Raw genomic sequence first — 25,772 nt, forward strand, 5'->3', positions numbered from 1 at the left:
GCAAATATATAAAATTAGTTGCTTTTGTCAACTATATTAAAATTGTTTTTGCGAAAGTAATTTTTAAAACACATAGAAACTTAGTATTTGTATGCTTTAAAAAGGTTTTTGAACTCTATTTTCCTTTCAGCAAATTAATGCTTACTGTAGCGGTATCGGCATTTGGGAATCGCTTAAAAACAGATTTATCCGGAAATAATCCTGCTTCTGCTGCAATGGCATTAAAAACATCAATTTCAACAATATACTGATCAGAAAAACCATGAGTGGCATCATAAGCCGTTGCAGGAGTTCCGCCTATATTCTCGGCTGTAAGTTTAGGATTTATGGTGTGAAGCTCAATTAAAAGCAATCCAAATTTATGCACATACGGAGACCATTTTTGTAAATGTTCCAGCAGATTATCTTCAACGAGATTATTACTGATTCTTTTTCCTCTGTAAGCAAACGCACCTGTAGATTTACTGACTCTGTTTTTATTAACATGAATTGGATTCTGCCAGATTCGGTTATGGTCTAAAAAAGTCCTTACATTCAAGAGGTCTTTCAAATCAATATTATAGTTTTCTTTGAGATCATTAGCCAATATGTCCGGACGTCCAATATCGCCCCAAATAACTTTTGCCCAAATATCAGCTTTTATTAAATTGGCTCTGGTAACTTTTAAAGCGGTTTGATTATAATCGGCGCCAACAAGAAATATAGGATATTCATCTAAATATTTTCCCCGCAGGGTCTGTCTGTCGATCACTTCAAAAATATGCTGCAGAAAAGCGCCGTTACCGCAGCCCATATCCAGGATTCCTTTTGGCTGTTCTTCAATTGGAAGATTAAAAAGCTTGATCAGAATTTCGTCTACGACTTTAAAATAAGTGTCATGAGCGCCTCCGCTTCCCCAAACATTCATTTCACGATCTACATGAAGTTCGTTTTCACCTTCGGCGGTTCTTAACACATCCGGATTGCCAAAAATTAATTCTTCAATTTTGGCGAATGTCGGTAAATACGAAACCGTAACGCCGTAAGCGCTGGCTCTTTTGGCAAAAAACAAACCGGCTTCGGTAAACTGATAATTGCCGTTTTTTTCGATAAACCAGCCTAAATGAACAAAAAAGTCTAATATTTTTTTGAAGTTTTCCGGCGATTTATGAAACTCTTCAGGTCTGAAAGAAGTTTCCATAAAATATTTATGAAACATGCCGTTCATTGCCAGACGAACTATTGTAGGTCCAATTAAATAACCTTCGATATGTTTTAAAATCTGTTCCTGAATGCTGTTTTTCAACGGATCAGCTGACGGTTCAATTCCGTATCTCGTTTTATATTTTTCAAAAATAAGATTGAGTTTCTCAAACGGAATATCTTCAAACAAACGAGGATGAAACTGAATCGATAACTGAAGTAAAGCCACAACATCTTCATAAAGATGAAACAATGAAAAAGCGATTTCGGTTTTTTCGTTTACCGAAATCGTAATTTCCTGTGTTTGATTATCAACTTCATAATCCAGAAAACCCTGAGACGCCAAAACTCTTAAACCCACATTCAGATATCCTTCATTGGCATTAAAAGCAGCAGTAAGCTCAGATAAAGTGAGTTTTTCTTTATTTAAGATAAATTCTAAAACAGATTTATTTTTAAATGCAATTGCCACAGGAGCAGTTACAAGGCCATCAAGATGCCTAAAAATAGAACTTAAAAATTTTGATTTATCAGCCATAGTACAAAAATGAAGGTTAGTTTAAAAATAGTGAATTTTTTCTTACCTAACGCAAGTCAGTTTTGTTTAGTCTGGAATAAAAATGCTCATTTGTATTTAAACAAAAACAGTCAAATCTGACTGGATATATACATTCCCATTTTTTAGCTTTCTTACTCTTATGTTTGTAAAAAAATAAAGAAATGGAAATGAATGAAGAATTAGAGAAATTTAAAAACTTAGCTGTTCAATATTTAAATACTTTAAAACCTATTTCGGTAGAAAAAAACAGGTATGAAGTAAAAATTGAATTGACAAGTTATACTGAATTGAGCTGTATGATTACACAAATTTTGAAATCATGTATTTTGACATTAGAACAAAATGCAAATAAAGACACAGATATTGCCTTAATGCTCGAAATGGCGCTTCAGTTACTTCCTGTAGATGAATTTGAATTACTGGACAGAATCAATGAATTGCAATAATTATTGAGCTTTATATGCAGCAGTAAGTTTATCCAAAAACTCAAAAAGTTTTGCATTCATTTCGCTGTAATCATAAGCCAGAATCGTTTCAGGATTTTGAACAAATTTGTGTTTTTTGCTTGCAGCGACTAAATCATCTTCACTTTCAATTAAAAGAGATACGACTTCTGTGGTTAATTCCATATGACATTGAAAACCATAAACCAGATTAGAATAGGAAACAATCTGAACAGGACAGCCTTCGCTAAAAGCCAAAACTTTACTTTCTGGTGTCAGCCCTGGGATATCATTGTGCCAATGTCCAACGTTTAACGGTGTGCCGAAATGGTTTATTTTTTCATCTTCGGTACCCAGTTTTGTCAACGTAATAGGAAAAACACCAATTTCTTTTTCGGGACTCTGCTTGACTTTTGCTCCAAATGCTTCGCCAATTAACTGCGATCCTAAACATACACCAACAACAGCTTTTCCTGCAGAAATACATTTTTGAATCAAATTTATTTCGGCAGCAGCATTAAAATGCGGACATTCCTCCAAAGTCGTATTCGGACTTTGAGGCCCGCCCATGACAATTAGCAAATCGATAAATCTGCTGAATCGGGCAGGGGTTCGTTTTCATAAACTTTAGAAAAAGAAATTTGATAATTTCTTTCTTTTGCCCAGTTTAAATACGCTCCCGGAGCTTCAAATATTTCGTGTTGTATAAAATGTATGTTCATCAAATTTAAAATTTAGAGCAAATTTACCTTCATTATAAAAAATCCCCATAGTCCACTTTTAATTATAAAAGATAGTCCAGAAGTCCAAACTGAAAACTACGACTAAAAACTCACTTATTCATCGCGATATACTCCGAAGGCGTCATCGTAAAATGCTTTTGGAAATTACGTCCGAAACTCGTCTGCGATTTATAACCCACCATTTCGGCGATTTCATACATTTTGTAATTCTCGTTTAAAAGTAATTCAGCAGCACGTTTTAAACGTACGATATTAATCAGCTCATTTGGACTCAGATTCGAAATGTCTTTAATTTTTCGGTATAAAGTTGAACGGCTCATATTCATGATTTCAGCCAGAGATTCTACACTTAAATCAGAATCGGTGATGTTTTTCAGAATTTCTTCGTCGAGTTTTTTCAGGAATTTTTCATCCGTTTTGTTGTGTGCAATACTTTTAATGTGCGAAAGCGGAGAACTCGCATAATAATTCATAATCTGCTTTCTGTTTTCAATCAAATTATTTACCTGAACTTTTAAATAGTCCATTGAAAAAGGTTTTGCGATATACGCATCGGCACCCACTTCAAGACCGTCAATTTGCGATTTCAGCGAGTTTTTAGCAGTAAGCAAAATCACCGGAATATGACTTGTTTCGAGATTTGTTTTAATCTCTTTACACAATGTAATTCCGTCCATAACCGGCATCGAAACATCGCTTATAACCAATTGAATATTTTCGTTATGAATTATTTTTAAGGCATTTTCGCCATTATCCGCTTTTAAAATGGTGTAAAACGGCGCTAATTCAGTCGTAATAAAATTCAATAAATCTTCATTGTCTTCGACTACTAAAAGCTGTGTTTTTTCGTGTTTGTTTTCGATTTCTACAGTTTCAGATTCCGTTTCGACTTCTTCTTTTTCAGGTTCATTATAAAACATAAATTCTTCTTCCTGACGAAGCGGCACCACAAGCTCAAAAATATTAACCTTCGAGTCCGGAATCACCTGTAGGTTTCCGTTGTGCAGCTGTGTTAAGGAATGCGCCAGTGAAAGCCCAATTCCTGTTCCCGAAGTCGTATCCATATTATCAACCCTGAAAAACGGTTCAAAAATTTTATCTTTTAAATGAAAAGGAATCAGATTTCCGTCATTTTTTACAATTAAAGTCAGTTTCTTTTCATCTCTAAAAAGCGTAATCGAAGCTTTATGTGTAGAATATTTAATAGCATTGCTCATCAAATTACTCAGAATTTTTTTGAAAGCTTCTTTATCTACAAAAGCAAAAATGTCTTTTTCGCCCAGTTCGAGTTCAAATTCAATTTCACGTTCTTCAATCAACTGGCTGAATCTCAAATGTAAATTCCGAACCATCGACGAAATATTGGCTTCTACAAAAGTGAGTTTTAAACCGCCAATTTCAGATTTTCTAAAATCCAGTAATTCGTTTACCAGTTTTAATAAACGAGACGTGTTTTTCTTCATTATAGAAAGATTCTGAGGTACTTCAGGAGATTTGTGTTCCATAACCAAAAGTTTTTCCAAAGGCCCTTTTATCAACGTCAAAGGTGTTCTGATTTCGTGCGCCACATTGGTAAAAAAGTCAATTTTGGCCTGATAGATTTCTTTTTCTTTTTCGTCGTTTAGATGTTTTATTTTTCGGTTGTTTTTAATCTGCGTTAAATTCTGCGAATAACGAATGATGTAATAAAACGAACCGCATATTAGCAGAAAATAGAAAAAATAAGCATAAGAACTCGCCCAAAACGGAGGCAGAATTCTGATTTTCAGTTCTACTTCTTTGCTCCAGACACCAAAACTATTCAGCGATTTTACTTTAAAAACATAATCACCAGGCGCTAATTCTGTAAAGAAAACTTTATTGTTGCGTTCCAGATAAACCCAGTCGTTGTTAACGTTTTCCAGTTTATACCAATATTCTGTAAGTTCCGGCGCTGTGTAATTTAGAGAAGCAAATTCAAGATTAAATGACGACTGGCTGTTGTCTAATTCCAGTTCATCAATATGCGAAATAGATTGTTTAATTGGTGAATCATTTCCGTTGGCATCAATATCCTTATTATTAATCTGAAGATTGGTGATGAAAATCGAAGGCGTGTATTTGTTTTTGGTAAAATTCTTAGGGTTGAAACTGATCATTCCGTTTAAATTTCCAAAATACATATCGCCGTTTGCATCCTCAAAAGCCGATGCATAATTAAACTGATCGCTCAATAAACCATTTGCGGTTGTATAAATTTTGATGCTTTTATGATCCGGGCCAAATTTTACTAAACCTTTTGAAGTCGTAAGCCATAAATTTTTAGAATCGTCTTCTAGAATCGAATACACGACATTACTCGGGAATCCATTTTTGGTGGTGAATTTTTTAAACGTTCTTGTTTTTTTATCAAATAAATCCAATCCGTTTTCGGTAGCAAACCATAAATTTTTAGAACTGTCTTCAAAAATATAATTGATAGAATTATTGCTGATGCCGTTCGGATTTTTATAATCGTAAATAAAAACCTCTTTCTTTTTGGTTTTCGGATTGTAATAAAACAAACCATCGCGGTAACTTCCAGCCCAGAGATTTCCGTCGCTGTCTTCTTTATAAGTCGTATAATGTGTGGTTTCAGGAAATGTTTTTAGAGTATCAAAAGTATCTTTCTGCTCATTATACACATAAAGCCCCATTGTTGTAATTACAATTAATTCGTCTTTTTTGGTTACATAAAAAGAAAAAATAAAATTACTTCGCAATCCCGAACCCGGATTATTGGCGCTGTAATGTTTGATAACCGCGCCCGAATTTCGGTCTAAAACATCCAGACCATGCTCAAAAGTTCCCACCCAGATTTTGTCTTTTCTGGGCATTAAAGCATGAATATTATAATACGAAACACTGCTTTTACTTCCGTTTGGCAAATACGAAGTAAAGATTTGAGTTTTCGGATTAAATCGGTTTAAGCCTGCATCTTCGGTTCCAATCCACAAATCGCCTTTATCATCTTTATGAATTTCTCTAACGGCGCTTCCGCTGATAGAATTCTGCCCTTTCTGCGGAAAATATTTTTTGAACTGTGTGTATTGTTTTTGATGGTAATTAATGCCTCCAAAATACGTTCCAACCCAAATTCCGTTTTCTTTATCAATAGTTATAGAATACGCCGCATTATCTGAAATTGCGTATGGATCATTGTAATTTTTTTTGAGATTTACGCTCAACTTCGTTTTTAGATTATAAACATAAACCCCAGATTCGCTTGCAATCCAGAGTTCGTCGTTTCCTTTCTTTTTAAACTGGCGGACATAAACAGGTTTTTTTGTCGAAAATTCTAAACTCGAAGTTGTTTTGTTTTGAATGTTATAAAGTAAAACGCCGTCGTCTTGCGTTCCTATAACAATATTGTTTTGGTCTAAAGCATAAATAACCGTAATCCTGAAATTAGCAGAATTGGACGGAGGCATTACAGGAATATTTTCAAACGAAAGATTTTCTTCGGAATAGCGGTAAATTTTATTTAAGGAAGAAGCCCAGATCTGCCCGTTTGCATCTCTGGAAATCGAAGTGGCAATAAAATACTTATTTGGGTTAAAAGTTTTGGTTTCTTTTTTTGAAGTCGAATATTTATAAAGAATATTTCCTGAAATAAACCAGATATTTCCATTTTTATCGTGATTAATATCGTTGATACGATCGTTAATAGCTTCGTTTAAAACCGTAAACTGATCTGTTTTTTTATCGTATTGGTACAAACCTTTATCTGTTCCTACCCAGATAACACCTTTATATTCGTGTAAAGACTGAATATAATTGCTTCCTAAACTATGAATTGGATCGGCATTGCTTCTGTAAGTTTTAAAACGATAGCCGTCAAATCGGTTTAAACCGTCTTTTGTTCCAAACCACATAAAGCCGTCATCATCTTGCAAAGAGGTCAAAACGGTGTTGTTAGAAAGTCCTTCTTCAACCTGAAAATGTTTGAAATAATATTCTTGTGCTTCAATAAAATTTATTGAAAAAATCAAAAAAAATACAAAAAGAAAGAATTTACGCATAGCTGTGTTTTTTAGGATAAAACAAGGGCTTATTCAAATCGTGTCAATTTTCAACAAAATGTTGCAAGCCTCTGTTTTTCTCGTCTTTTTTATACAATTTGAATCATTTGAGATAGAAATTGACACAAAAGAAGCATTTTATTTTGAATTAAAATCATCTACTTTGGATTTTCAAATAAATGATATTGACAATTTTTAGGCTTAAAAAATACATTGTCTTTAAAATAAAGTTTGAAAAAATATTCCATTAACAATTTTGAAACAAAATGAACGAATTATTAGCAGCTAGTAAAAGTATTTGTTTTTTTGTGCGCATAAGAGCCGACTAGAATTAGTAAAAAAACAATCGTAAAACCAACCAAAAAAGAAAACTATCTAAATGACAAATCAATGAAAACAAAGATCACTCAAATTTTAAAGAAGAGATATTACCTCTTGTTTTTCTTTAGTTTATTATTACAACAATCGTATGCACAACAGCAAATAACCATAACGGGAAAAGTAGCTTCTGCAGCAGGAGAACCAATTCCGTTTGCTAACGTTGTCATTAAAAACACTAAAAACGGCGCTGTAACCGATTTCGATGGAACGTATAAAATAACCACAGGCTCAGACCAGACACTGGTTTTTAGTTCTCAGGGTTATAAAACAACCGAAATCGCGATTAACGGCAAAACAACAATAAATGCTGCTTTAGCAGAAGATGCTACAAAACTAGACGAAATTGTAGTAGTAGGATACGGCTCGCAGCAGAAAAAAGACCTTACAGGAGCTGTAGCACTGGTAAAAGCCACTGAAATTCAAAAAAGACAGGTAACTACAGTTGCTGACGGATTACAAGGTTTAGTTACGGGAGTAAAAGTTCGCGGCGGCGGACGTCCCGGACAGGAAGCTAATATTGAAATTCGTGGTTTAAAGAACCTTCAAAATGCCAATCCGCTTTATGTAATTGATGGTTTGGTAACAACGGCAAATCGTGATTTTAACCCAAATGATATCGAATCGATTCAGGTTTTAAAAGATGCTTCTGCCGCTGCTATTTATGGTTCCAGAGCAGCAAATGGGGTAATTATTATTACGACTAAAAAAGGTAAAAAAGGACCGCTGCAAGTTGAAGTTTCGGCAAAAACAAGCTTTCAGGTTATGCCTCGTTACGATTTGATGGGAACCGAAGAGTTTGCCAAATACAACAACATGGCTTATGATAATGCCGGACTTCCGAGACAAAACCTGAATATGGCTGTTGATACTGACTGGCAGGATGCAACTTTTCAAACAGGAATGATTCAGGATTATAATGCAAGTTTTTCCGGAGGAAACGAGAATTCTACATTTTTTCTTTCTGGAAATTATTTTGGAAATGAAGGAACTGTTGTTGGAACTGATTTCGACAGAATTTCATTTCGTGTAAACTCAAGCGGTACAAAAGGAATTTTTAGTATTGGAGAAAACTTAGCCATTAGTAATGCCAAAACAGATGAAATGTCTGGAAACCCAATTATTGATGTTTACAGAATGACGCCTACAATTCCGCTTTACGACGCTTCAAATCCGGGCGGATACGGATATGGAAAACAAGGTGTTGCAGATACTTTTGGAACAAATCCTCTGGCACTTGCTGATTTTTCTAATACAACAAACGAAAACTTTAGAATTAGAGGAAACATCTGGTCAGAGTTAAAATTTGTGCCTTGGTTGAAATACCGTTTTAATTTTGGATATGAAACTAGTTTTGATTCTTATAAATACATGAGAAAAAAAGGAAGCTGGACATTAAACCAGCCTCAGGATCCATCTCAGACCGATCAAAATAAAGGAAGATCAGAAACGATGTTATTTGAAAATACACTGACTTTCAAAAAAGAATTTGGGAAACACGATATTACAGTTTTAGTAGGTCAGACGTTCCAAAAAGATACTTACAATCAGATTTATGGAACCAAGAGAAATCTGCCAATGAATTCTGGAACAGGTCAGTATTATGAAGTTTTAAATCAGGGAGATTCACCAGTTGTTGGAGGTTTTATAAACGAAGCCGCTTTAACATCTTACTTAGGAAGATTAGAATACAATTACGACAATCGCTATTTATTTAATGCAGTAATCAGACGAGATGGTTCATCAAAATTCAGCGATGGAAATAAATGGGGTAATTTCCCGTCACTTTCTGCAGGATGGAGAATAAGCAACGAATCATTTTTTAAATCAGAATTTATTAAAGATTTAAAATTAAGAGCAAGTTATGGAGAATTGGGTTCTGGAAATATCAGAGAGTACGAGTCAAGAAGTTTTGTTAATAATTTCGGACAAATTGTATTAGGTAAAGACCAAAACTTATATCCATCTGCAGCTCAGGTAAAATTATCAAATTCACAATTGCGCTGGGAAAAATTAAAACAAACCAACTTAGGATTAGATTTAGGAGTTTTAAATAATGATCTGCGTCTTACTGCCGATTATTTTATTGCCCGTACAGAAGATGTATTATTTGGTTTTCCAATTTTACTGACTACTGGTAACGATGGCGGAAACCCAATTTCTAATGCTGCAACTGTAGAAAATAAAGGTTTTGAATTAGAACTGGCTTACAGCAAAAAAATCAACGAAGTTTCATTTAATGCTTCTGTAAACTTTACAAAAATAAACAATAAGCTGGTTTCTTTGGGTAACGGTCAAAATGAAAACATTATTGGAAACACCATGACACGCAGCGGACAACCTGTTGGTATGTGGTACGTATTGCAGACAGATGGTTTATTCCAGTCTCAGGAAGAAATTCAGAACTACAAAAACGCAGACGGAAAAGTAATTATGCCAAATGCGGTTCCGGGAGATATTCGTTTTAAAGATGTGAACGGTGACGGGCAAATTACAAATGAAGATAAATCTATCGTAGGAAGTCCATGGCCAGAATTTGAAATGGGATTAAACGCCGGAGCTGAATACAAAGGTTTTGATTTTTCTATGAACTGGATTGCTTCACACGGAGCTACTGTTTATAACGGATTTAGAAGTGTTGTAGATCGTTTTGACGATAACAGTAACTACAGAACAGGTATCCAGCCTTGGACACCGGAAAATCCAAATACTGATTTTCCTAGAATTACAAAAGGTTCAACCTTAAACTCAAGAGGAGACAGCGACCGTTTCTTAGAAAGCGGTGATTTTATCAGGCTGAAATACATTGGTTTTGGATATAATCTGCCAGACAGTGTTTTAAAAAATTCAGGAATTACAAGAGCAAGATTAACATTATCTGCACAAAACATTCTTACGATTACAAAATACAAAGGCTTAGATCCTGAATTTAGTAATACGGGAGATAACAGAATTTTTGAAAGAGGTGTTGATAATGGTTCTTTCCCAAATCTAAAGACATATTCTTTTGGTGTAGAGTTTAGCTTTTAATTTAAAAAACAGCGTAATGAAAAAAATAATAATAATAACAGCAGCTTTTCTGGGTCTGGTTTTTACAGCTTGTGAAAACGAATTGGATTTGAACAGCCCAAATGATATAACAGTAGATCAATATTGGAAAACTGAAAGTGATGCACAAGCCGGTGTAAACTCAATTTACGCCATGTTTTATAAAGACGGATTGTGGGCAAGATGGATTTATTTTCGTTTAGACCTTACTTCTGATGAAGGTTATAGTGTAAGTCCGTGGACAGAATTAGCAGACTGGACAAGATTTAATTACATCAATTATAATTTTTGGGAAGGAAATGCCGTAACATGGAGAGATACTTACAAAGCCATCTTTAGATGTAATCAGGTTTTAGCAAATGTTCCAAATATTGCTTTTCAAAATGAAGATGATAAAAAGAAAATTATTGCGCAGGCTAAATTTTTCAGAGCCTTACATTACTATTATGCTGCAGTAATCTGGGAAGATGTTCCATTGGTTTTAGATCCGTCTACGCCGTCAGATTTACCTCAGCAGAAAAAGGTTGACGAAATCTGGGCACAAATTGAAAAAGACCTAAACGAAGCCTACGAAGATCTGCCAAGAGACTGGTCATCAGATCAATTGGGAAGACCAGATAAAGGTGCCGCAAAAGCTTTTCTTGCCAAAACGTATATGCAGCAGCGCAAATGGCCGGAAGCCAAAGCCGCTTTAGAATATTTAATTAACGGTGCAGGAGCAAAGTATAGTTTAGTTGCTAACTACAGAGACAATTTTACAGATGTAAATGAAAACAACAGCGAATCTGTTTTTGAAATCCAGTTTGGTGATCAAAGAAAAGGAGGAACAGATGAGTCACAAAATGCAGCAGTTTCGAGCAATCGTTCGCAGTTTTTTGCACCAAGAGGAATTGGATGGTCAGACGGTCAGGCTCGTTTTTGGTTAGTAAATGCTTTTAAACAGGAAAAAAATAAAGATGGTAATCTGGATACTCGTTTAAGATGGACTTTATACTACCCTCAATTACTGGCTGATTTTGGAGACAAAACATACGATAGAAACTGGGAATGGAATAATGATGAAGCATGGTTTAGAAAAGGAAGCCGTGACTACTACAGAAATAACGAAGATTATTACAACCAGGTAAATTACAGATTAGTTCGTTATGCAGACATTTTATTGCGTTATGCCGAAGTTTTAAATGAATTAGGCAATACTTCAGATGCTTATCAATATGTTGATCAGGTAAGAGCTCGTGCAAACATGAACACATTAGCAGCTGCACATCCTGAAATTGGAAACGATCACGATAAATTCTTAGAACGTTTGAAAATGGAAAGAGTTCTGGAGTTATGCGGCGAAAGTGTACGCTGGGAAGATTTAAAACGCTGGGGAGATTTAAATTCTCAGGCTTCAGTTGATAAAATTGCGCTTCGTGATCCGGATTTTAAAAACTTCACGGTAGGTAAAAATCATAGAATGCCAATCCCGCAGAGCGATGTAGATAATAATCCAAATCTGGAGCAGAACTCTGGATATTAAAATATGCATTGGGTGAAATTGAACAGAATTTAATTTTAACACATAGAAACATAGTTTTTAGGAATCTATTAAAGGCGTTTCACTTAGAATAATACACAATAGGACTATGTGTGAAAGCTAGCTTTTTCTATAATCTTAAGCAGAATAATAAAATCTATGTTTCTATGTGTTAAAAATAATCTCACTCAATGAATTAAAACTGATTTTTTGAGGAAATCAGATTAATACTTCTGGTTCCCTTATCATAAAGAACGATTGTTCATAATAACAAAATTTATAATGAGAAAAGTAAAATTGTGTCTGACATTTATGTTGGCAGGATTAGTATTGCTAAGCTGCAACAACAAAAAAAGTAATTCTGAAGAGAAAAAAAATGAAACTGCTGTAATCGAAAAAAGAGAAATCTGGACAAAAGACCAGGCCAATAAATGGTACGCAGAACAGCCTTGGTTAGTGGGCGCAAATTATTATCCTAGCACAGCTGTAAATCAATTAGAGATGTGGCAGGAAGATACTTTTGACCCCAAAAGAATCGATCAGGAATTGGGCTGGGCAGAAAATTTAGGCATGAATGTAATGCGCGTTTACCTGCACGATTTATTGCACAAGCAAGATGCAGAAGGGCTTTACAAACGTATGGATCAGTTTCTTGAAATCGCAGACAAACATCACATTGAAACCCTTTTCGTTTTATTTGATTCCTGCTGGGATCCGTTTCCTGCTTTAGGAAAACAGCGCGCTCCAAAACCATTCAAACACAATTCAGGCTGGGTGCAGAGTCCGGGACAAAAAGTACTGCAGGATTCTACACAATATCCTCGTTTAGAGAAATATGTAAAAGAAACGGTTGCCAAATTTAAAGATGACAAACGTATTCTGGGCTGGGACGTTTGGAACGAGCCGGATAATATGACAGGACCTTCTTATGAAAAAGTAGAAATCAAAAACAAAGTCGATTTAGTTCTGCCTCTTTTAAAAAATGTTTTTGTGTGGGCAAGAGAAAGCAATCCTTCACAGCCTTTAACTTCTGGAGTTTGGGTTGGAGACTGGAGCGATGAAGCGAAAATGAAACCAATGCACAAAATGCAGATTGAACAATCAGATGTAGTTTCTTTTCACAACTACAATACACCACAAGATTTCGAAAAAGTAATCAAACAATTACAGCGTTACGGAAAACCTTTATTGTGTACAGAATATATGGCTAGACCAAACGGAAGTACTTTCGAAGGATTTTTACCAGTAGCTAGAAAATACAATGTGGGCATGATTAACTGGGGATTTGTTGACGGAAAAACACAAACCAAATATGCCTGGGACAGCTGGACGAAAGAATACAGTTCAGAACCAAAATTATGGTTTCACGAAGTATTACACACAGATGGAACACCATACATAAAAGCTGAAACAGATTTGATTAAAAAAATGACAGCAGAAGCGAATAAGAAATAGATGGTTAGACTTCTTAGATTTTTAGAAAGTTAGATTTTTTGCCACAGATTTCACAGATTAAAATGATTAACATCTGTGGCAGAAAAATTAAACACATAGAAACATAGATTTTATTATTTTTTTTTGAGAGTATAGAAAAGCTGGCTTTCACACATAGCTATGTGTATTTTAATAAATGAAATGCCTTTTGCAGACAAAGTAAAGCTATGTCTCTATGTGTTTAAAAAATCATTTTAATCTGTGGAATCTGTGGCAAAAACATTTTAATTTTTAGCAACATGAAAAAAAATACAATAAAACAGCTCTTTTTTCTGCTGGTAATTTTGGCTGGATTTTCTGTGAAAGCACAACAGCCAGATCCGCCGGGACAAGTTAAGGGAAATGAAAAACCAAAAAACGAAGCCTATCTTTTTGCGCACATGACGCACAACGATTATGGCAGATTATACTATTCTGTAAGTTTAGACGGTTTACATTGGGAAAACCTCAACAGCGGAAAACGCGTTTTTGAAGATTACAAAGGACATCCCGATATCTGTAAAGGACCAGACGGGAAATATTACATCGCAGGAAATACAGGCGACGATGCAAAAAGTATTAACATCTGGGTTTCAGATGATTTAATTACCTGGAAAAAGCATTCAGATTATACACCGGATTTAAAAAGCACACCCGATTATTCTAACGCCTTACAGCGAATTGGTGCTCCAAAATTATATTACGACAAAGATTCAGAAAAGTTTATCATGACGTGGCATACGCCGCATCTTGAAGGAACAAAAGAAGACGGAGAACGTTATTGGGCAAGTCAAAGAACTTTATATGTTTTGTCGAAAGATTTAAAAACTTTTGAAGGAACACCAAATCGTTTATTCGACTGGGATATGGGAACCATTGATGTTTTTATTCGTAAAGTCGGCGATTCTTATTATGCCATAATTAAAGACGAAACCTACCCAACTTTGTATTGGACAACCGGAAAAACCATCCGAATTGCCAAATCAAAAAATCTTTTAGGACCTTATTCTTTGCCCCAGCAGTCTATCAGTCCAAACTTTAGAGAAGCGCCAATGCTGATTCCTTCTCCAGATGACAAAATATGGTACATGTATTACGAGCAATATCCGGGAGTTTCTTACGGATTATCAATTGCAGATAACCTAAACGGACCTTGGTACCAAGCCTCAGGTTACACTTTTTTCTCAGATTGGGACAAATATAGTCTTCCAGAAAAAGTGCGCCACGGCTGCATGATTACAATCTCTAAAAAAGAATACGACAGTTTGGTGAAAAGGTTCAAAAAATAATGGTGAATTGTGAATTATCAATTGTGAATCATTAACAATTTACCATTAACAATTCACAATTAAAGATACGGTTAGTTAAGTTAGTTTAAGTGTTTGAGAAGTTACCAGACTTATGTGGATATAAGTCTGGTAATTCATTTTGATTTAGAAGAATCACGGCATTTTTTGTTATCAAAAAGTGCCTAAAATATATAAAGCATGAAAAGAAAAAGTATCCTTTTTTTAGCCTTGTTATCCATGTTTGCAGTAAATGCGCAATGGAAACCTCAGGGAGATAAAATCAAAACAAAATGGGCAGAACAGGTTGATGCAAAGAAACCGCTGCCAGAATATCCCCGTCCGATTATGGAGCGCAGCCAATGGAAAAATCTAAATGGTTTATGGAATTATGCCATTCAGGAATTTGGCAAAACTGCGCCTTCAAAATATGACGGACAGATTCTGGTTCCGTTTGCGGCAGAATCAAGTCTGTCTGGTGTGATGAAAGAAGTCGGTGCAAAAAATGAACTTTGGTACGAAACTAATTTTTCGATTGAATCAGGCTGGAACGGCAAAAATATCCTTTTACATTTTGGAGCTGTTGACTGGAAAACAGAAGTTTTTATAAACGACATTAAAGTAGGTTCGCATACTGGAGGTTATACACCATTTTCATTTGATATAACGCCATTTATTCAAAAAGGGAAAAATCAAAAACTAGTCGTTAAAGTTTGGGATCCATCAAACGACGGACCTCAGCCAAGAGGAAAACAAGTTAAAAATCCAGAAGGAATTTGGTATACGCCTGTTACCGGAATCTGGCAGACCGTTTGGATTGAGCCAGTAAACGCTAAAAATATTACAGAACTAAAAACAACACCCAATATTGACCAAAATACAATCAGCATTAAGGCTGATATAAACGGAGCAGAAAAAGGAGATTTAGTTGAAATTTCTGTTTTTGACGGTGGTAAAGAAATTGCCAAAGAAAAAGCTGTTGTTGGCGAAAGCAACGATATTGTTTTGAATAACCCAAAATTATGGTCGCCTGAAAGTCCGTTTTTATATCAGACTAAAGTTCGTTTAATCAGCAAAAATAAAGTGGTTGATGAGGTGAAAAGTTATTTTGCGATGCGAAAAATTTCATCTAAACGAGATGAAAACGGAATCATGAGAATGCAGTTAAACAATAAAGATTATTTTCAATTCGGACCTTTAGACCAAGGCTGGTGGCCAGACGGATTATACACTGCACCAACTGATGAAGCTTTAAAATACGATATTATTAAAACCAAAGAATTAGGCTTTAATATGATTCGTAAACACGTAAAAGTTGAGCCGGAACGCTGGTACACACATTGCGATCAATTAGGAATTTTGGTTTGGCAGGATATGCCAAGCGGAGACGATCAGCCGATTTGGCAAAACACAAAATATTTTACCGGAACAGAATTACAGCGTTCGGCAAAATCAGAAGAAATCTACAGAAAAGAATGGAAAGAAATTATGGATCATTTGTATTCCTATCCAAGTATTGTTGTTTGGGTTCCGTTTAACGAAGCCTGGGGACAATTCAAAACCGTAGAAATTACAGAATGGACTAAAAACCACGATCCAAGCCGATTAACAAATTCGTCAAGCGGCGGGAATCATTTTCAAACCGGAGACATTTTAGATTTACACAATTATCCCGGACCAGAAATGTATTTGTATGATGCCAGAAGAGTTACTGTTTTAGGAGAATACGGCGGGATTGGTCTTCCGCTGGAAGGGCATTTATGGAGAGCAAATGACAATTGGGGTTACGTTAAATTTAAAAATGAAGCTGAAGTAACGGCAGAATATATCAAGTATGCTAAAATCTTAAAGAATTATGTAAAAACAGGATTTTCAGCAGCAGTTTACACGCAGACAACCGATGTTGAAGGAGAAGTAAACGGTTTCATGACCTACGACAGAAAAATAGATAAAATGGATTTCAAAGCTGTAAATAACATAAATTCTGAAGTTATAAATGCTTTGAATCATTAAATAGTGATTTGTTTTTAAACACATAGAGACATAGATATTTTTATCTTAAAAAAGTGGAAGTAAAAGAAACTAGTTTCTACATATAGTTGTACAGAGATACTGTAAAAAGTATTTTTTCAAGACCATGGAAAGCTATGTTTGTTTAAGAAAAATGAAATGCCTTTTTACAGACAAAGAAAAACTATGTCTCTATGTGTTTTTAAAATCACGCCCAACAATAAAAAAACTAAAAATGAAAAAATACCTTATACTTTTTCTGTTCACAATTATAAGTTTTGCGCAGCAAAAAACATTTACAAACCCAATTCTTCCAGCGGGTGCAGACCCATACAGCACCTATTACAAAGGCTATTATTATTACACCAATACATTGGGGAATAAACTGGTTTTATGGAAAACAAAAGACTTGTCTGATATTAAAAATGCAGAAAGCAAAGTAATCTGGACACCGCCCCAAAACACCAATTATTCGGCTGAAATCTGGGCACCGGAGTTTCATATCATCAACGGAAAATGGTATTGTTATTTTGCAGCAGATAATGGTGACAACAATACGCACCGTATGTATGTTTTAGAAAACAAATCATCTGATCCGTTTAAAGGAAAATTTGAATTTAAAGGAAAAATTGCTGCCAAAACAGATAAATGGGCAATCGACGGAAATGTCTTCGAACATAAAAATCAACTCTATATGATTTGGGCCGGATGGGAAGGTGACACAAACGGACAGCAGAATATTTACATCGCTAAAATGAAAAATCCGCTTGAAATTGAAGGCGACCGCGTTATGATTTCTGCACCAACAAATGACTGGGAAACGCACGGAGCGCTGCATGATGATGTAAATCCGCCTCAGGTAAACGTAAACGAAGGCCCGCAGTTTTTAGAAAGAAACGGTAAAATTTTTATCGTGTTTTCGGCAAGCGGATGCTGGACAGATTTTTACGCTTTAGGATTATTAACATTTAACGGAGGTGATAATTTATTAGATGCCAATGCCTGGAAAAAATCTCCTGACCCCATCTTCAAACAATCAGATAAAAACAAAGTATACGCACCGGGACACAATTCATTTTTTAAATCTCCAGACGGAAAAGAAGATTGGATTTTGTATCACGCCAACTCAAATCCGGGAGAAGGATGCGGCAATAAAAGATCGCCAAGAATGCAGAAAATTGATTGGGATGCCAACGGATTTCCAGTTTTGGGAGAACCGGTAAGTGAAGAAACCAAACTGGCAATTCCTTCAAAATAATACAAACATTTTAAAATTCACAAAATGAAAAATATCCAAATAGCAGCTGTCGTTTTACTGGCGCTTTTTCAGTTTAATTGTAAGGACAATAAAAAAGAAAATTCCACTTCAAAAGAAACTGCTGCAATACAATCAGATTCAACAAAAACTGTTTTACAAACTAAAAATTTCGATACGATAATCGACGGAAAAAAAGTTGGCTTATACTGGATCGAAAACAAAGGTATTAAAGCCGCTTTTACCAATTACGGCGGAAGACTAATCGGACTTTGGGTAAACGATAAAAATGGAAAATCAACCGATGTTGTTGTGGGAATGAACAGTGCAAAAGGTTTTAAAACCTCAACAGAACCTTACTTTGGAGCTACAATTGGAAGAGTTGGAAACCGAATAGGAAAAGGGAAATTTACATTAGAAGGAAAACAATATCAAGTTCCGTTAAATAATGGGAAAAATGCCTTGCATGGTGGTGTAAAAGGTTTTCAGGATGTAGTTTGGAATGCCGAAAAAACAAACGAAAACATTCTGGTTTTTACCTATGTTTCACCAGACGGCGAACAAGGTTTTCCTGGAAATTTATCTGTAAAAGTAACCTATACGATTACTGATGATAATTCGGTTCAAATGGAGTATGAAGCAACTACAGATAAAACAACAATTGTCAATTTAACCAATCATGCTTTTTTAAATTTAAACGGAGAAGGAAGCGGTACAATCTTAAATCACGAATTACAGATCTATGCCAACGAATTTACTCCCGTTGACGAAGGTTTGATTCCAAACGGTGAATTAAAACCAGTAAAAAATACGCCTTTCGATTTTACTTCAAAACATACCATTGGCGAAAGAATTGAAACGAAAGATGAACAGTTGAAATTTGGAAAAGGCTACGACCACAATTACGTTTTAAACGGAACTAAGAAAAACGGATTAAATCATGCTGCAACAATTTCTGGTGATAAATCGGGAATCACGCTTGATATTTTTACACAAGAACCGGGATTACAGTTTTACAGCGGGAATTTCATGCAGTCAAAAAACACCTTTAAAAGTGGTGCAAAAGACGATTTTAGAACTGCTTTTGCTTTAGAAACACAGCATTTTCCAGACGCGCCAAATCAGCCAAAATTTGCTCCGATTGTTTTAAAACCCGGAGAAAAATATCATACAGTTTCTTATTATCAGTTTTCTGTAAAAAAGTAGTTTAACCGCAAAGTTTTTTTACCGCAAAGAGCGCTAAGAATTACGCAAAGGTCGCAAAGTTTTTTTTCTCACTTTTGTCACCCTGAGCGAAGTCGAAGGAACGCAAAGTAATTCCTTATTTTTTTTTTTTACTCTTGCGTGCTTTGCGTAATTCCTTGCGCTCTTTGCGGTTAAAAAAGCATTTAAAACATAAAACATGAAAAAAATACTATCAGTAATAACATTATTCTGTGTTTTTACAGCTTGCTCACAAGAAAAAAGCACAGATAAACCAAAAGAAGTAAAATCGAATACCATCTTACTGGCCGATCCAACTATATTTTACAACAAAGGAACCTATTATTTATACGGAACCACAACAGGAGATTTTCCCAACGGTGAAGGATTTCAGGTATATACCTCAACAGATTTAAAAGACTGGAAAGGTCCAAATGGTGCTCAGAGCGGTCTTGCTTTAAAAAAAGGAGACGCTTTTGGCGACAAAGGTTTCTGGGCACCGCAGATACTTTCGTATCAAAATAAATTTTACATGATTTACACTGCAAATGAAAATATTGCAGTCGCAGTAAGTGACAGTCCGCTTGGGCCGTTTAAAAGCGAATCAAAAGAACCGATTATTAAAACCGGAAACCAAATCGATCCGTTCATTTTTATTGATGAAGATGGAAAAAAATATTTATATCATGTGCGTTTAACCAACGGAAACCGAATTTTCGCTGCAGAAATCAATGACGATTTTCAAAGTATAAAACCGGAAACTTTAACCGAATGTATTTCGGGAATTTTGCCTTGGGAAAACACACAAAATGTAAGCTGGCCGGTTACAGAAGGCCCGACAGTTTTAAAACACAACAGTTTGTATTACATGATTTATTCGGCAAATGATTTCAGAAATATAGATTATGCTGTAGGTTACGCGACCAGTAAAAGTCCGCTTGGACCTTGGGAAAAAGCAGCAGACAGTCCAATCATCAGCAGAAAAAACACCAAACAAAACGGAATTGGCCACGGTGATGTTTTTTGGGATAAAAACAACAAAATGCATTATGTACTGCATACACATTTTAGCGAAAGCGGTGTTTCACCAAGAAAAGCCGGAATTATTTCAATTGAATTTAAAGACGGGAAAATTGTGGCTGATCCTGCAAGTTTTCAGTTCTTAAATGTGAAATAAGTATTTTTTTATTTCAGGTTTCAAGTTCCGGGTTTTTAACCTGAAATTTGAAACCTGATTTTTTTTACAGCATACACTTAACAATTCAAAATCGTTGTTGGTCGAAATAATAACATTTAGAATAGTAATTTACATTAATATTGTGTTGTTCCTATTTTATTAATACGTTATGAATCACCGTACGATGAAAAACATTTTTCTTTTCTTGTGTTCTCTATGTATCACAATTTCTGCAAACAGTCAAAATACTGTAAAAGCTCCGGAACCTTTTGGTCCGCTTCCTACACAAAAACAAATGGACTGGCAGGAAATGGAATTTTATGCTTTTGTACATTTTTCATTAAATACATTTACCAATAAAGAATGGGGTTACGGAGACGAATCTCCAGCTCTCTTTAACCCGACAAATTTAGACGTTCGCCAATGGGCGCGTATTGTAAAAGCGGCCGGAATGAAAGGAATTATTTTGGTAGCCAAACATCACGACGGATTTTGTTTATGGCCGTCGGCGTATACAGAACGTTCTGTGAAGAATTCTCCGTGGAAAAACGGGAAAGGTGATTTGGTTAAAGAATTGGCAGAAGCCTGTAAAGAATACGATTTAAAATTAGGATTATATCTTTCTCCCTGGGACAGAAACCGTGCAGATTATGGCAAGCCGGAATATATTACCTATTTCAGAAACCAGCTGAAAGAATTATTGACCAATTACGGAGATGTTTTTGAAATGTGGTTTGACGGTGCAAACGGCGGTGACGGTTATTACGGCGGAGCCAATGAAACAAGAAAAATCAATACACTTGAATATTACAATTGGGATGAAACCTATAAATTAATATACAAAACTGCACCAAAAACTTTGGTTTGGGGCGTTGGCCCTTCTGAAGCCAGATGGATTGGAAATGAAGAAGGCCGTGCCGGAAAAACAAACTGGTCACTTTTACGCCAAAAAGATGAATTGGCCGGAAAAGTACATTATACCGAATTTATGTCGGGGCATGAAGACGGAGAAAAATGGGTTCCTGGCGAAGCCGATGTTTCGATCAGACCAGGATGGTTTTATCATTCAGTTGAAGATGATAAAGTACGTCCGCTGGATGAAATGGTCGATATTTATTACGAATCAATTGGGCGAAATGCCACTTTATTATTAAATCTTCCGGTTGACAGGAGAGGTTTGGTTCACGAAAATGACGAAGCCAGATTAAAAGAATTGGTAGCGACTGTAAAAGCTGATTTTAAAACCGAATTATTATCTAAAACAAAAATTACGGCTGATAATGTTAGAGGCAGCAGCGAAACATTTGCAGGAAAAAATGCTGTCGATGGAAATAAAAATACCTATTGGGCAACAGACGACAATGTTAAAACGGCTTCAATAACTTTTGAGTTTGATAAACCAACTGATATAAACCGAATTTTACTTCAGGAATATATTGCACTTGGACAGCGTGTAAAAGCTTTTAATGTTGAGGTTAAAGTTGATGGAAACTGGAAAACTGCTGCAAACGAAACTACAATTGGTTACAAAAGAATTTTAAGAATCGACCGGGTTAAAGCATCGGCATTAAGAATCAATATCACAGATTCAAAAGCAAACATTGTTATTTCAAATATTCAGGTTTACAATGCACCGACTTTTGTGCGTATGCCGGAAATCAGCCGTGATAAAAACGGCGATGTTACGATTAAATCTCAAGATGGAAATCCTGTTTATTATTCGCTTGACGGAAAAAATCCAACGAAAAAAAGCACCTTATATAAAGGAGTATTTCGAGTTAAGAAAGCGGTTACCATAAAAGCTGTAGCAATTGATGCTGTAGAAAATATTAGCAGCGCAGTAAAAACAGCAAAATACGGCGCATCAAAAGAAAACTGGAAAATAGTTTCGGCTTCAAGCGGAGATTTAAAATCAGCTGATCGTGTTATCGACGGAAATCCAGATACAGATTGGAGTTTTGGCAATGATCAAAACAAACTTCCACAGGAAATAATTATAGATATGGGAAGCCTTTTAAACTTAAACGGATTTACTTATATACCGCAGCAAGTAGGAAACAATCTTAATTTAATTTCAAATTATGAATTCTACACAAGCACTGATAATATAAACTGGACATTGCAGTCTGAAGGTGAATTTTCGAATATTAAACACAACCCAATCGAACAGATTAAGACTTTCAAAAAAGCCAAAGCCAGATATATTCGTTTCGTTGCCAAGTCAGCAGTGGCAAAGGGATCGACTGTTTCTATTGCAGAATTAAATGTTATCGAAACATTATAATTGCCTTTTGAATTGTAAACTTTTTGGTTAAAGTTTCAAATTTTGTCCTATAGCGAAGGTAACAGGTTATTAGTCGAATTTTTGATTATTTACATTATGTAATATTTAATTTTATACTAAATAATTAGAACAACAGGCAAATGATTAAAGAAAGTATAAATTTCAAAGAAGCAGGAAAGTTTGAAGAAACGCGTTTTGAAAAGATACACAATGTAATTTTTGATTCGTCTAAAGAAGCTTCGATTTTAGTAGCTCAGGAAATAGCCAATATAATTCAGAGAAAAGAAGAATTAAACGAACCTTGTGTTTTAGGTTTGGCAACAGGATCTTCTCCTATAAAAGTATACGAAGAATTAGTTCGTCTTCATAAAGAAGAAGGTTTAAGCTTTGCAAATGTGGTAACTTTCAACTTAGATGAGTATTATCCAATGGATAAAAACGACATTCAAAGTTATTGGTACTTTATGCATGAGCACCTATTTAATCATGTTAATATTCCGCCTCAAAATATCAATATTCCTGACGGAAGCATCAGCAATGAAGACCTTCAGCAATATTGCATCGATTATGAAATGAAAATCAAAGCTTACGGCGGATTGGATTTTCAGCTTCTTGGAATTGGAAGAACGGGACATATCGGATTCAACGAACCGGGATCTCACGTAAATTCTGGAACCAGAAGCATTACATTAGATCACTTAACACGTGTTGATGCAGCATCATCATTTTTAGGAATTGATAATGTGCCTAGAAAAGCAATTACAATGGGAATTGGCACCGTAAAAAATGCCAAAAGAATTGTACTTCTTGGATGGGGAATCAGCAAAGCAGATATTATAAAGAAAACAATCGAAGGTGAAATTTCATCTCGAGTTCCGGCGACGTATTTACAACAGCACAACAACACAACTTTTGTTTTAGATACCGAAGCTTCATCAGAATTAACCCGAGTAAAAACGCCTTGGTTAGTAAAATCTGTAATCTGGACAGACGAATTAAAATTGAAAGCGGTAGCTTGGTTAAGCGAATTAACTAAAAAACCTTTCTTAAAACTGACTGACAAAGATTATAACGATAACGGAATGTCTAGCGTTTTAACAGAAGAAGGGACTGCATACAATTTGAATATTAAAATGTTCAACAAAATGCAGCAGACTATCACGGGATGGCCGGGAGGAAAACCAAATGCTGATGATACCTACAGACCAGAACGTGCAACTCCGGAAAGAAAAAGAATTATCATTTTTAGTCCGCACCCAGATGATGATGTTATCTCAATGGGAGGAACTTTTGACAGATTGGTAGAGCAGGGGCATGATGTTCATATTGCATACCAGACTTCAGGAAATATTGCGGTTTCGAATCAGGAAGCTTTAAAGTTTGCTGAAATTACAAAAGCATTAAATGCTGATTCTGTTACGGCAGAGACTATTATTGACTTTTTGAAAAACAAAAAAAGCAATGATATCGATTCATTAGAAGTAAGAAAGCTGAAAGGTTTAATTAGAAGAAGTGAATCATTAGCAGCAACAAGATATTTAGGCTTGCCGGATTCTAATGTAAATTTCCTTGATCTTCCTTTTTATGAAACAGGAACGGTAAAGAAAAATAATCTTGGTGAGGCAGATATTGAAATTATGTGCGATATCATCGAAAGAATAAAACCTCATCAAATCTACGCAGCAGGAGATTTAGCAGACCCGCACGGAACGCACAAAGTGTGTCTGGATAGTTTGTTTGAAGCTTTGAAACGATTGAAACACAAGAGTTTTATGGATGACTGCTGGGTTTGGCTGTACAGAGGTGCTTGGCACGAATGGGAAACCTACCAAATTGAAATGGCGGTTCCAATGAGTCCGGATCAGGTGCTTAAAAAACGTCACGCGATTTTCTATCACCAGTCTCAAAAAGACGGTGTAATGTTTCAGGGTGATGACAGCAGAGAATTCTGGATTAGAGCAGAAGACAGAAACAGATTAACTGCAGAAAAATATCACGCTCTAGGTTTAGCTGACTATTCAGCAATTGAAGCCTTCAAGAGATATTTCTTCTAAGAAAATCTTTAAAATATAATAAACTATTTTCATGTGGTTTATTTGGTTAGTTACCAAGTTTTGAAATGCAGCCGTGGTTGGCTGCATTTTTTTTGTTTTTGTATGTAGTCTGGTTTAACCGCAAAGAGCGCTAAGGTTTACGCAAAGGAACGAAGAAATCCGCCATTTTTGTCATTTCGACGAAGGAGAAATCTTCACAAGTAACTCCGTAAAGATTGGCGATTCTCGTTGTTGAATTTCATGTGCGATTTCTCGTTTCTCGAAATGAGATGCAGTAACCTTAATTAAAATAAAAAACCTTTGTCAAAATTTCAAACTTTGACAAAGGCCTCACAAAATTAGATTTCTAACATCTAACTTTTTATTTATAATTTTTCACAAAATCAAATAGAAGAATTTAAAATTCTCTGTTTTACATGATCGATATACGATCTTCCAATCACATATCGAAGTCCTTCAATTTCAATGCTGTTTCCTTCAACTGCGTCGATTTTATCGATTGCAATGGTGTAAGATCTGTGGATTCTCAGGAAGTTTTTTTCTGGCAGTAAATCTGTAAAGTCAGATAATGTGCTGTGAATAATATATTTACCTGTAGTGGTGTTGATTTTTAAATAATCTTTAAGGCTTTCGATAACCAGAATTTCGTTGAAGAAAATTTTCTTCATTCTCTTTTTGTCAATTTTTACGAAAATAAAAGGGCTGTCTGGATTGCTTTCCTGCGGAGAAGAAGCCTTGTTTTCTAACCTCTTGCTGATTTTATTGAGCGTTTTCATTAATCTTGGAAATTCGATTGGTTTTACCAGATAATCTAAAACGTCCAATTCATAAGTTTCAATTGCAAACTGACTATAGGCGCTTGTAATTACTAATAAAGGCGGATTTTCGAGACTTTTTATAAAATTAATTCCGTCAAGAACCGGCATGTTTATATCCAGAAAAATAACATCAACTTTGTTATTCTTCAAAAAATTCAAGCCTTCAATCGGGTTACTAAAAGTATTTACTACCTCAAAATTTTCAAGCGGCTCTAAGTAATTTTTAATAACATTGATTGCCAATGGCTCATCGTCAATAATCAAACATTTTATTCTCATTTCTATAATCTTAGTTATTTG

General features: G+C 35.3%; 16 protein-coding genes. 11 read left to right on the plus strand and 5 right to left on the minus strand.

Annotation, left to right across the window (positions count from 1 at the left end):
• Nucleotides 1-115 precede the first annotated feature (115 nt).
• Nucleotides 116-1,720, minus strand: a complete 1,605-nt coding sequence (locus tag FJOH_RS10505) for a class I SAM-dependent methyltransferase (protein ID WP_012024088.1) — start codon at nucleotides 1,718-1,720, stop codon at nucleotides 116-118.
• 182 nt (nucleotides 1,721-1,902) lie between these two features.
• On the opposite strand from FJOH_RS10505, the gene FJOH_RS10510 reads away from it, so the two are divergent.
• A complete protein-coding gene (locus FJOH_RS10510; protein WP_012024089.1) occupies nucleotides 1,903-2,187 on the plus strand; it encodes a hypothetical protein in 285 nt (94 codons plus the stop codon).
• Here the strand turns inward: FJOH_RS10510 and FJOH_RS10515 are convergent, their stop codons facing one another.
• The 3 genes from FJOH_RS10515 to FJOH_RS10520 all read right to left on the minus strand — a co-directional run bounded on the left by FJOH_RS10515 (nucleotide 2,188) and on the right by FJOH_RS10520 (nucleotide 6,967).
• Nucleotides 2,188-2,754, minus strand: a complete 567-nt coding sequence (locus FJOH_RS10515) for a glutamine amidotransferase-related protein (protein WP_235023092.1) — start codon at nucleotides 2,752-2,754, stop codon at nucleotides 2,188-2,190.
• Nucleotides 2,755-2,759: 5 nt separating this feature from the next.
• The gene (locus FJOH_RS27210) at nucleotides 2,760-2,906 is read right to left on the minus strand and encodes a hypothetical protein (protein ID WP_235023093.1); all 147 of its coding nucleotides are present in this window, start codon (nucleotides 2,904-2,906) and stop codon (nucleotides 2,760-2,762) included.
• A 110-nt stretch (nucleotides 2,907-3,016) separates the two neighbouring features.
• A complete protein-coding gene (locus FJOH_RS10520; protein WP_012024090.1) occupies nucleotides 3,017-6,967 on the minus strand; it encodes a hybrid sensor histidine kinase/response regulator transcription factor in 3,951 nt (1,316 codons plus the stop codon).
• A 390-nt stretch (nucleotides 6,968-7,357) separates the two neighbouring features.
• Here FJOH_RS10520 and FJOH_RS10525 point away from each other — a divergent pair, with 390 nt between their 5' ends.
• The 10 genes from FJOH_RS10525 to nagB all read left to right on the plus strand — a co-directional run bounded on the left by FJOH_RS10525 (nucleotide 7,358) and on the right by nagB (nucleotide 24,654).
• Nucleotides 7,358-10,375: a SusC/RagA family TonB-linked outer membrane protein gene (locus FJOH_RS10525; protein WP_012024091.1), complete on the plus strand. Its 3,018-nt coding sequence runs from the start codon at nucleotides 7,358-7,360 to the stop codon at nucleotides 10,373-10,375.
• A gap of 16 nt (nucleotides 10,376-10,391) precedes the next feature.
• Nucleotides 10,392-11,915: a RagB/SusD family nutrient uptake outer membrane protein gene (locus tag FJOH_RS10530; protein WP_012024092.1), complete on the plus strand. Its 1,524-nt coding sequence runs from the start codon at nucleotides 10,392-10,394 to the stop codon at nucleotides 11,913-11,915.
• 279 nt (nucleotides 11,916-12,194) lie between these two features.
• Nucleotides 12,195-13,367 (plus strand): glycoside hydrolase 5 family protein, encoded by a 1,173-nt coding sequence (locus FJOH_RS10535; protein ID WP_012024093.1) that lies wholly within the window; start codon nucleotides 12,195-12,197, stop codon nucleotides 13,365-13,367.
• Between the two features lie 278 nt (nucleotides 13,368-13,645).
• A complete protein-coding gene (locus tag FJOH_RS10540) occupies nucleotides 13,646-14,674 on the plus strand; it encodes a glycoside hydrolase family 43 protein (RefSeq protein ID WP_012024094.1) in 1,029 nt (342 codons plus the stop codon).
• Between the two features lie 198 nt (nucleotides 14,675-14,872).
• Nucleotides 14,873-16,684, plus strand: coding sequence for a glycoside hydrolase family 2 protein (locus FJOH_RS10545; RefSeq protein WP_012024095.1), 1,812 nt, complete (start codon nucleotides 14,873-14,875; stop codon nucleotides 16,682-16,684).
• Nucleotides 16,685-16,916: 232 nt separating this feature from the next.
• Nucleotides 16,917-17,939: a glycoside hydrolase family 43 protein gene (locus tag FJOH_RS10550; RefSeq protein WP_012024096.1), complete on the plus strand. Its 1,023-nt coding sequence runs from the start codon at nucleotides 16,917-16,919 to the stop codon at nucleotides 17,937-17,939.
• Nucleotides 17,940-17,963: 24 nt separating this feature from the next.
• On the plus strand, nucleotides 17,964-19,142 hold the full coding sequence (locus FJOH_RS10555; protein WP_012024097.1) for an aldose epimerase family protein: 1,179 nt from the start codon (nucleotides 17,964-17,966) through the stop codon (nucleotides 19,140-19,142).
• A 196-nt stretch (nucleotides 19,143-19,338) separates the two neighbouring features.
• Nucleotides 19,339-20,316, plus strand: a complete 978-nt coding sequence (locus tag FJOH_RS10560; protein ID WP_012024098.1) for a glycoside hydrolase family 43 protein — start codon at nucleotides 19,339-19,341, stop codon at nucleotides 20,314-20,316.
• 184 nt (nucleotides 20,317-20,500) lie between these two features.
• The gene (locus tag FJOH_RS10565; protein ID WP_044047662.1) at nucleotides 20,501-22,600 is read left to right on the plus strand and encodes an alpha-L-fucosidase; all 2,100 of its coding nucleotides are present in this window, start codon (nucleotides 20,501-20,503) and stop codon (nucleotides 22,598-22,600) included.
• Between the two features lie 140 nt (nucleotides 22,601-22,740).
• A complete protein-coding gene (nagB, locus tag FJOH_RS10570) occupies nucleotides 22,741-24,654 on the plus strand; it encodes a glucosamine-6-phosphate deaminase (RefSeq protein WP_012024100.1) in 1,914 nt (637 codons plus the stop codon).
• Nucleotides 24,655-25,037: 383 nt separating this feature from the next.
• Here the strand turns inward: nagB and FJOH_RS10575 are convergent, their stop codons facing one another.
• Complete coding sequence (locus FJOH_RS10575; RefSeq protein WP_012024101.1) at nucleotides 25,038-25,751, minus strand: LytR/AlgR family response regulator transcription factor; 714 nt, start codon at nucleotides 25,749-25,751, stop codon at nucleotides 25,038-25,040.
• Nucleotides 25,752-25,772 lie beyond the last annotated feature (21 nt).

The organism is Flavobacterium johnsoniae UW101 (assembly GCF_000016645.1).
Classification (GTDB): Bacteria; Bacteroidota; Bacteroidia; order Flavobacteriales; family Flavobacteriaceae; genus Flavobacterium; species Flavobacterium johnsoniae.

Excerpts from the sequence above, each read along its gene's own strand:
- FJOH_RS10555 (WP_012024097.1), top strand. The coding sequence starts at position 17,964 with ATGAAAAATATCCAAATAGCAGCTGTCGTTTTACTGGCGCTTTTTCAG.
- FJOH_RS10510 (WP_012024089.1), top strand. The coding sequence starts at position 1,903 with ATGGAAATGAATGAAGAATTAGAGAAATTTAAAAACTTAGCTGTTCAA.
- FJOH_RS10520 (WP_012024090.1), bottom strand. The coding sequence starts at position 6,967 with ATGCGTAAATTCTTTCTTTTTGTATTTTTTTTGATTTTTTCAATAAAT.
- FJOH_RS10575 (WP_012024101.1), bottom strand. The coding sequence starts at position 25,751 with ATGAGAATAAAATGTTTGATTATTGACGATGAGCCATTGGCAATCAAT.
- FJOH_RS10515 (WP_235023092.1), bottom strand. The coding sequence starts at position 2,754 with ATGGGCGGGCCTCAAAGTCCGAATACGACTTTGGAGGAATGTCCGCAT.
- FJOH_RS10550 (WP_012024096.1), top strand. The coding sequence starts at position 16,917 with ATGAAAAAATACCTTATACTTTTTCTGTTCACAATTATAAGTTTTGCG.
- FJOH_RS10535 (WP_012024093.1), top strand. The coding sequence starts at position 12,195 with ATGAGAAAAGTAAAATTGTGTCTGACATTTATGTTGGCAGGATTAGTA.
- FJOH_RS10525 (WP_012024091.1), top strand. The coding sequence starts at position 7,358 with ATGAAAACAAAGATCACTCAAATTTTAAAGAAGAGATATTACCTCTTG.
- FJOH_RS10530 (WP_012024092.1), top strand. The coding sequence starts at position 10,392 with ATGAAAAAAATAATAATAATAACAGCAGCTTTTCTGGGTCTGGTTTTT.
- FJOH_RS27210 (WP_235023093.1), bottom strand. The coding sequence starts at position 2,906 with ATGAACATACATTTTATACAACACGAAATATTTGAAGCTCCGGGAGCG.
- FJOH_RS10540 (WP_012024094.1), top strand. The coding sequence starts at position 13,646 with ATGAAAAAAAATACAATAAAACAGCTCTTTTTTCTGCTGGTAATTTTG.
- FJOH_RS10560 (WP_012024098.1), top strand. The coding sequence starts at position 19,339 with ATGAAAAAAATACTATCAGTAATAACATTATTCTGTGTTTTTACAGCT.
- FJOH_RS10565 (WP_044047662.1), top strand. The coding sequence starts at position 20,501 with ATGAAAAACATTTTTCTTTTCTTGTGTTCTCTATGTATCACAATTTCT.
- FJOH_RS10505 (WP_012024088.1), bottom strand. The coding sequence starts at position 1,720 with ATGGCTGATAAATCAAAATTTTTAAGTTCTATTTTTAGGCATCTTGAT.
- nagB (WP_012024100.1), top strand. The coding sequence starts at position 22,741 with ATGATTAAAGAAAGTATAAATTTCAAAGAAGCAGGAAAGTTTGAAGAA.
- FJOH_RS10545 (WP_012024095.1), top strand. The coding sequence starts at position 14,873 with ATGAAAAGAAAAAGTATCCTTTTTTTAGCCTTGTTATCCATGTTTGCA.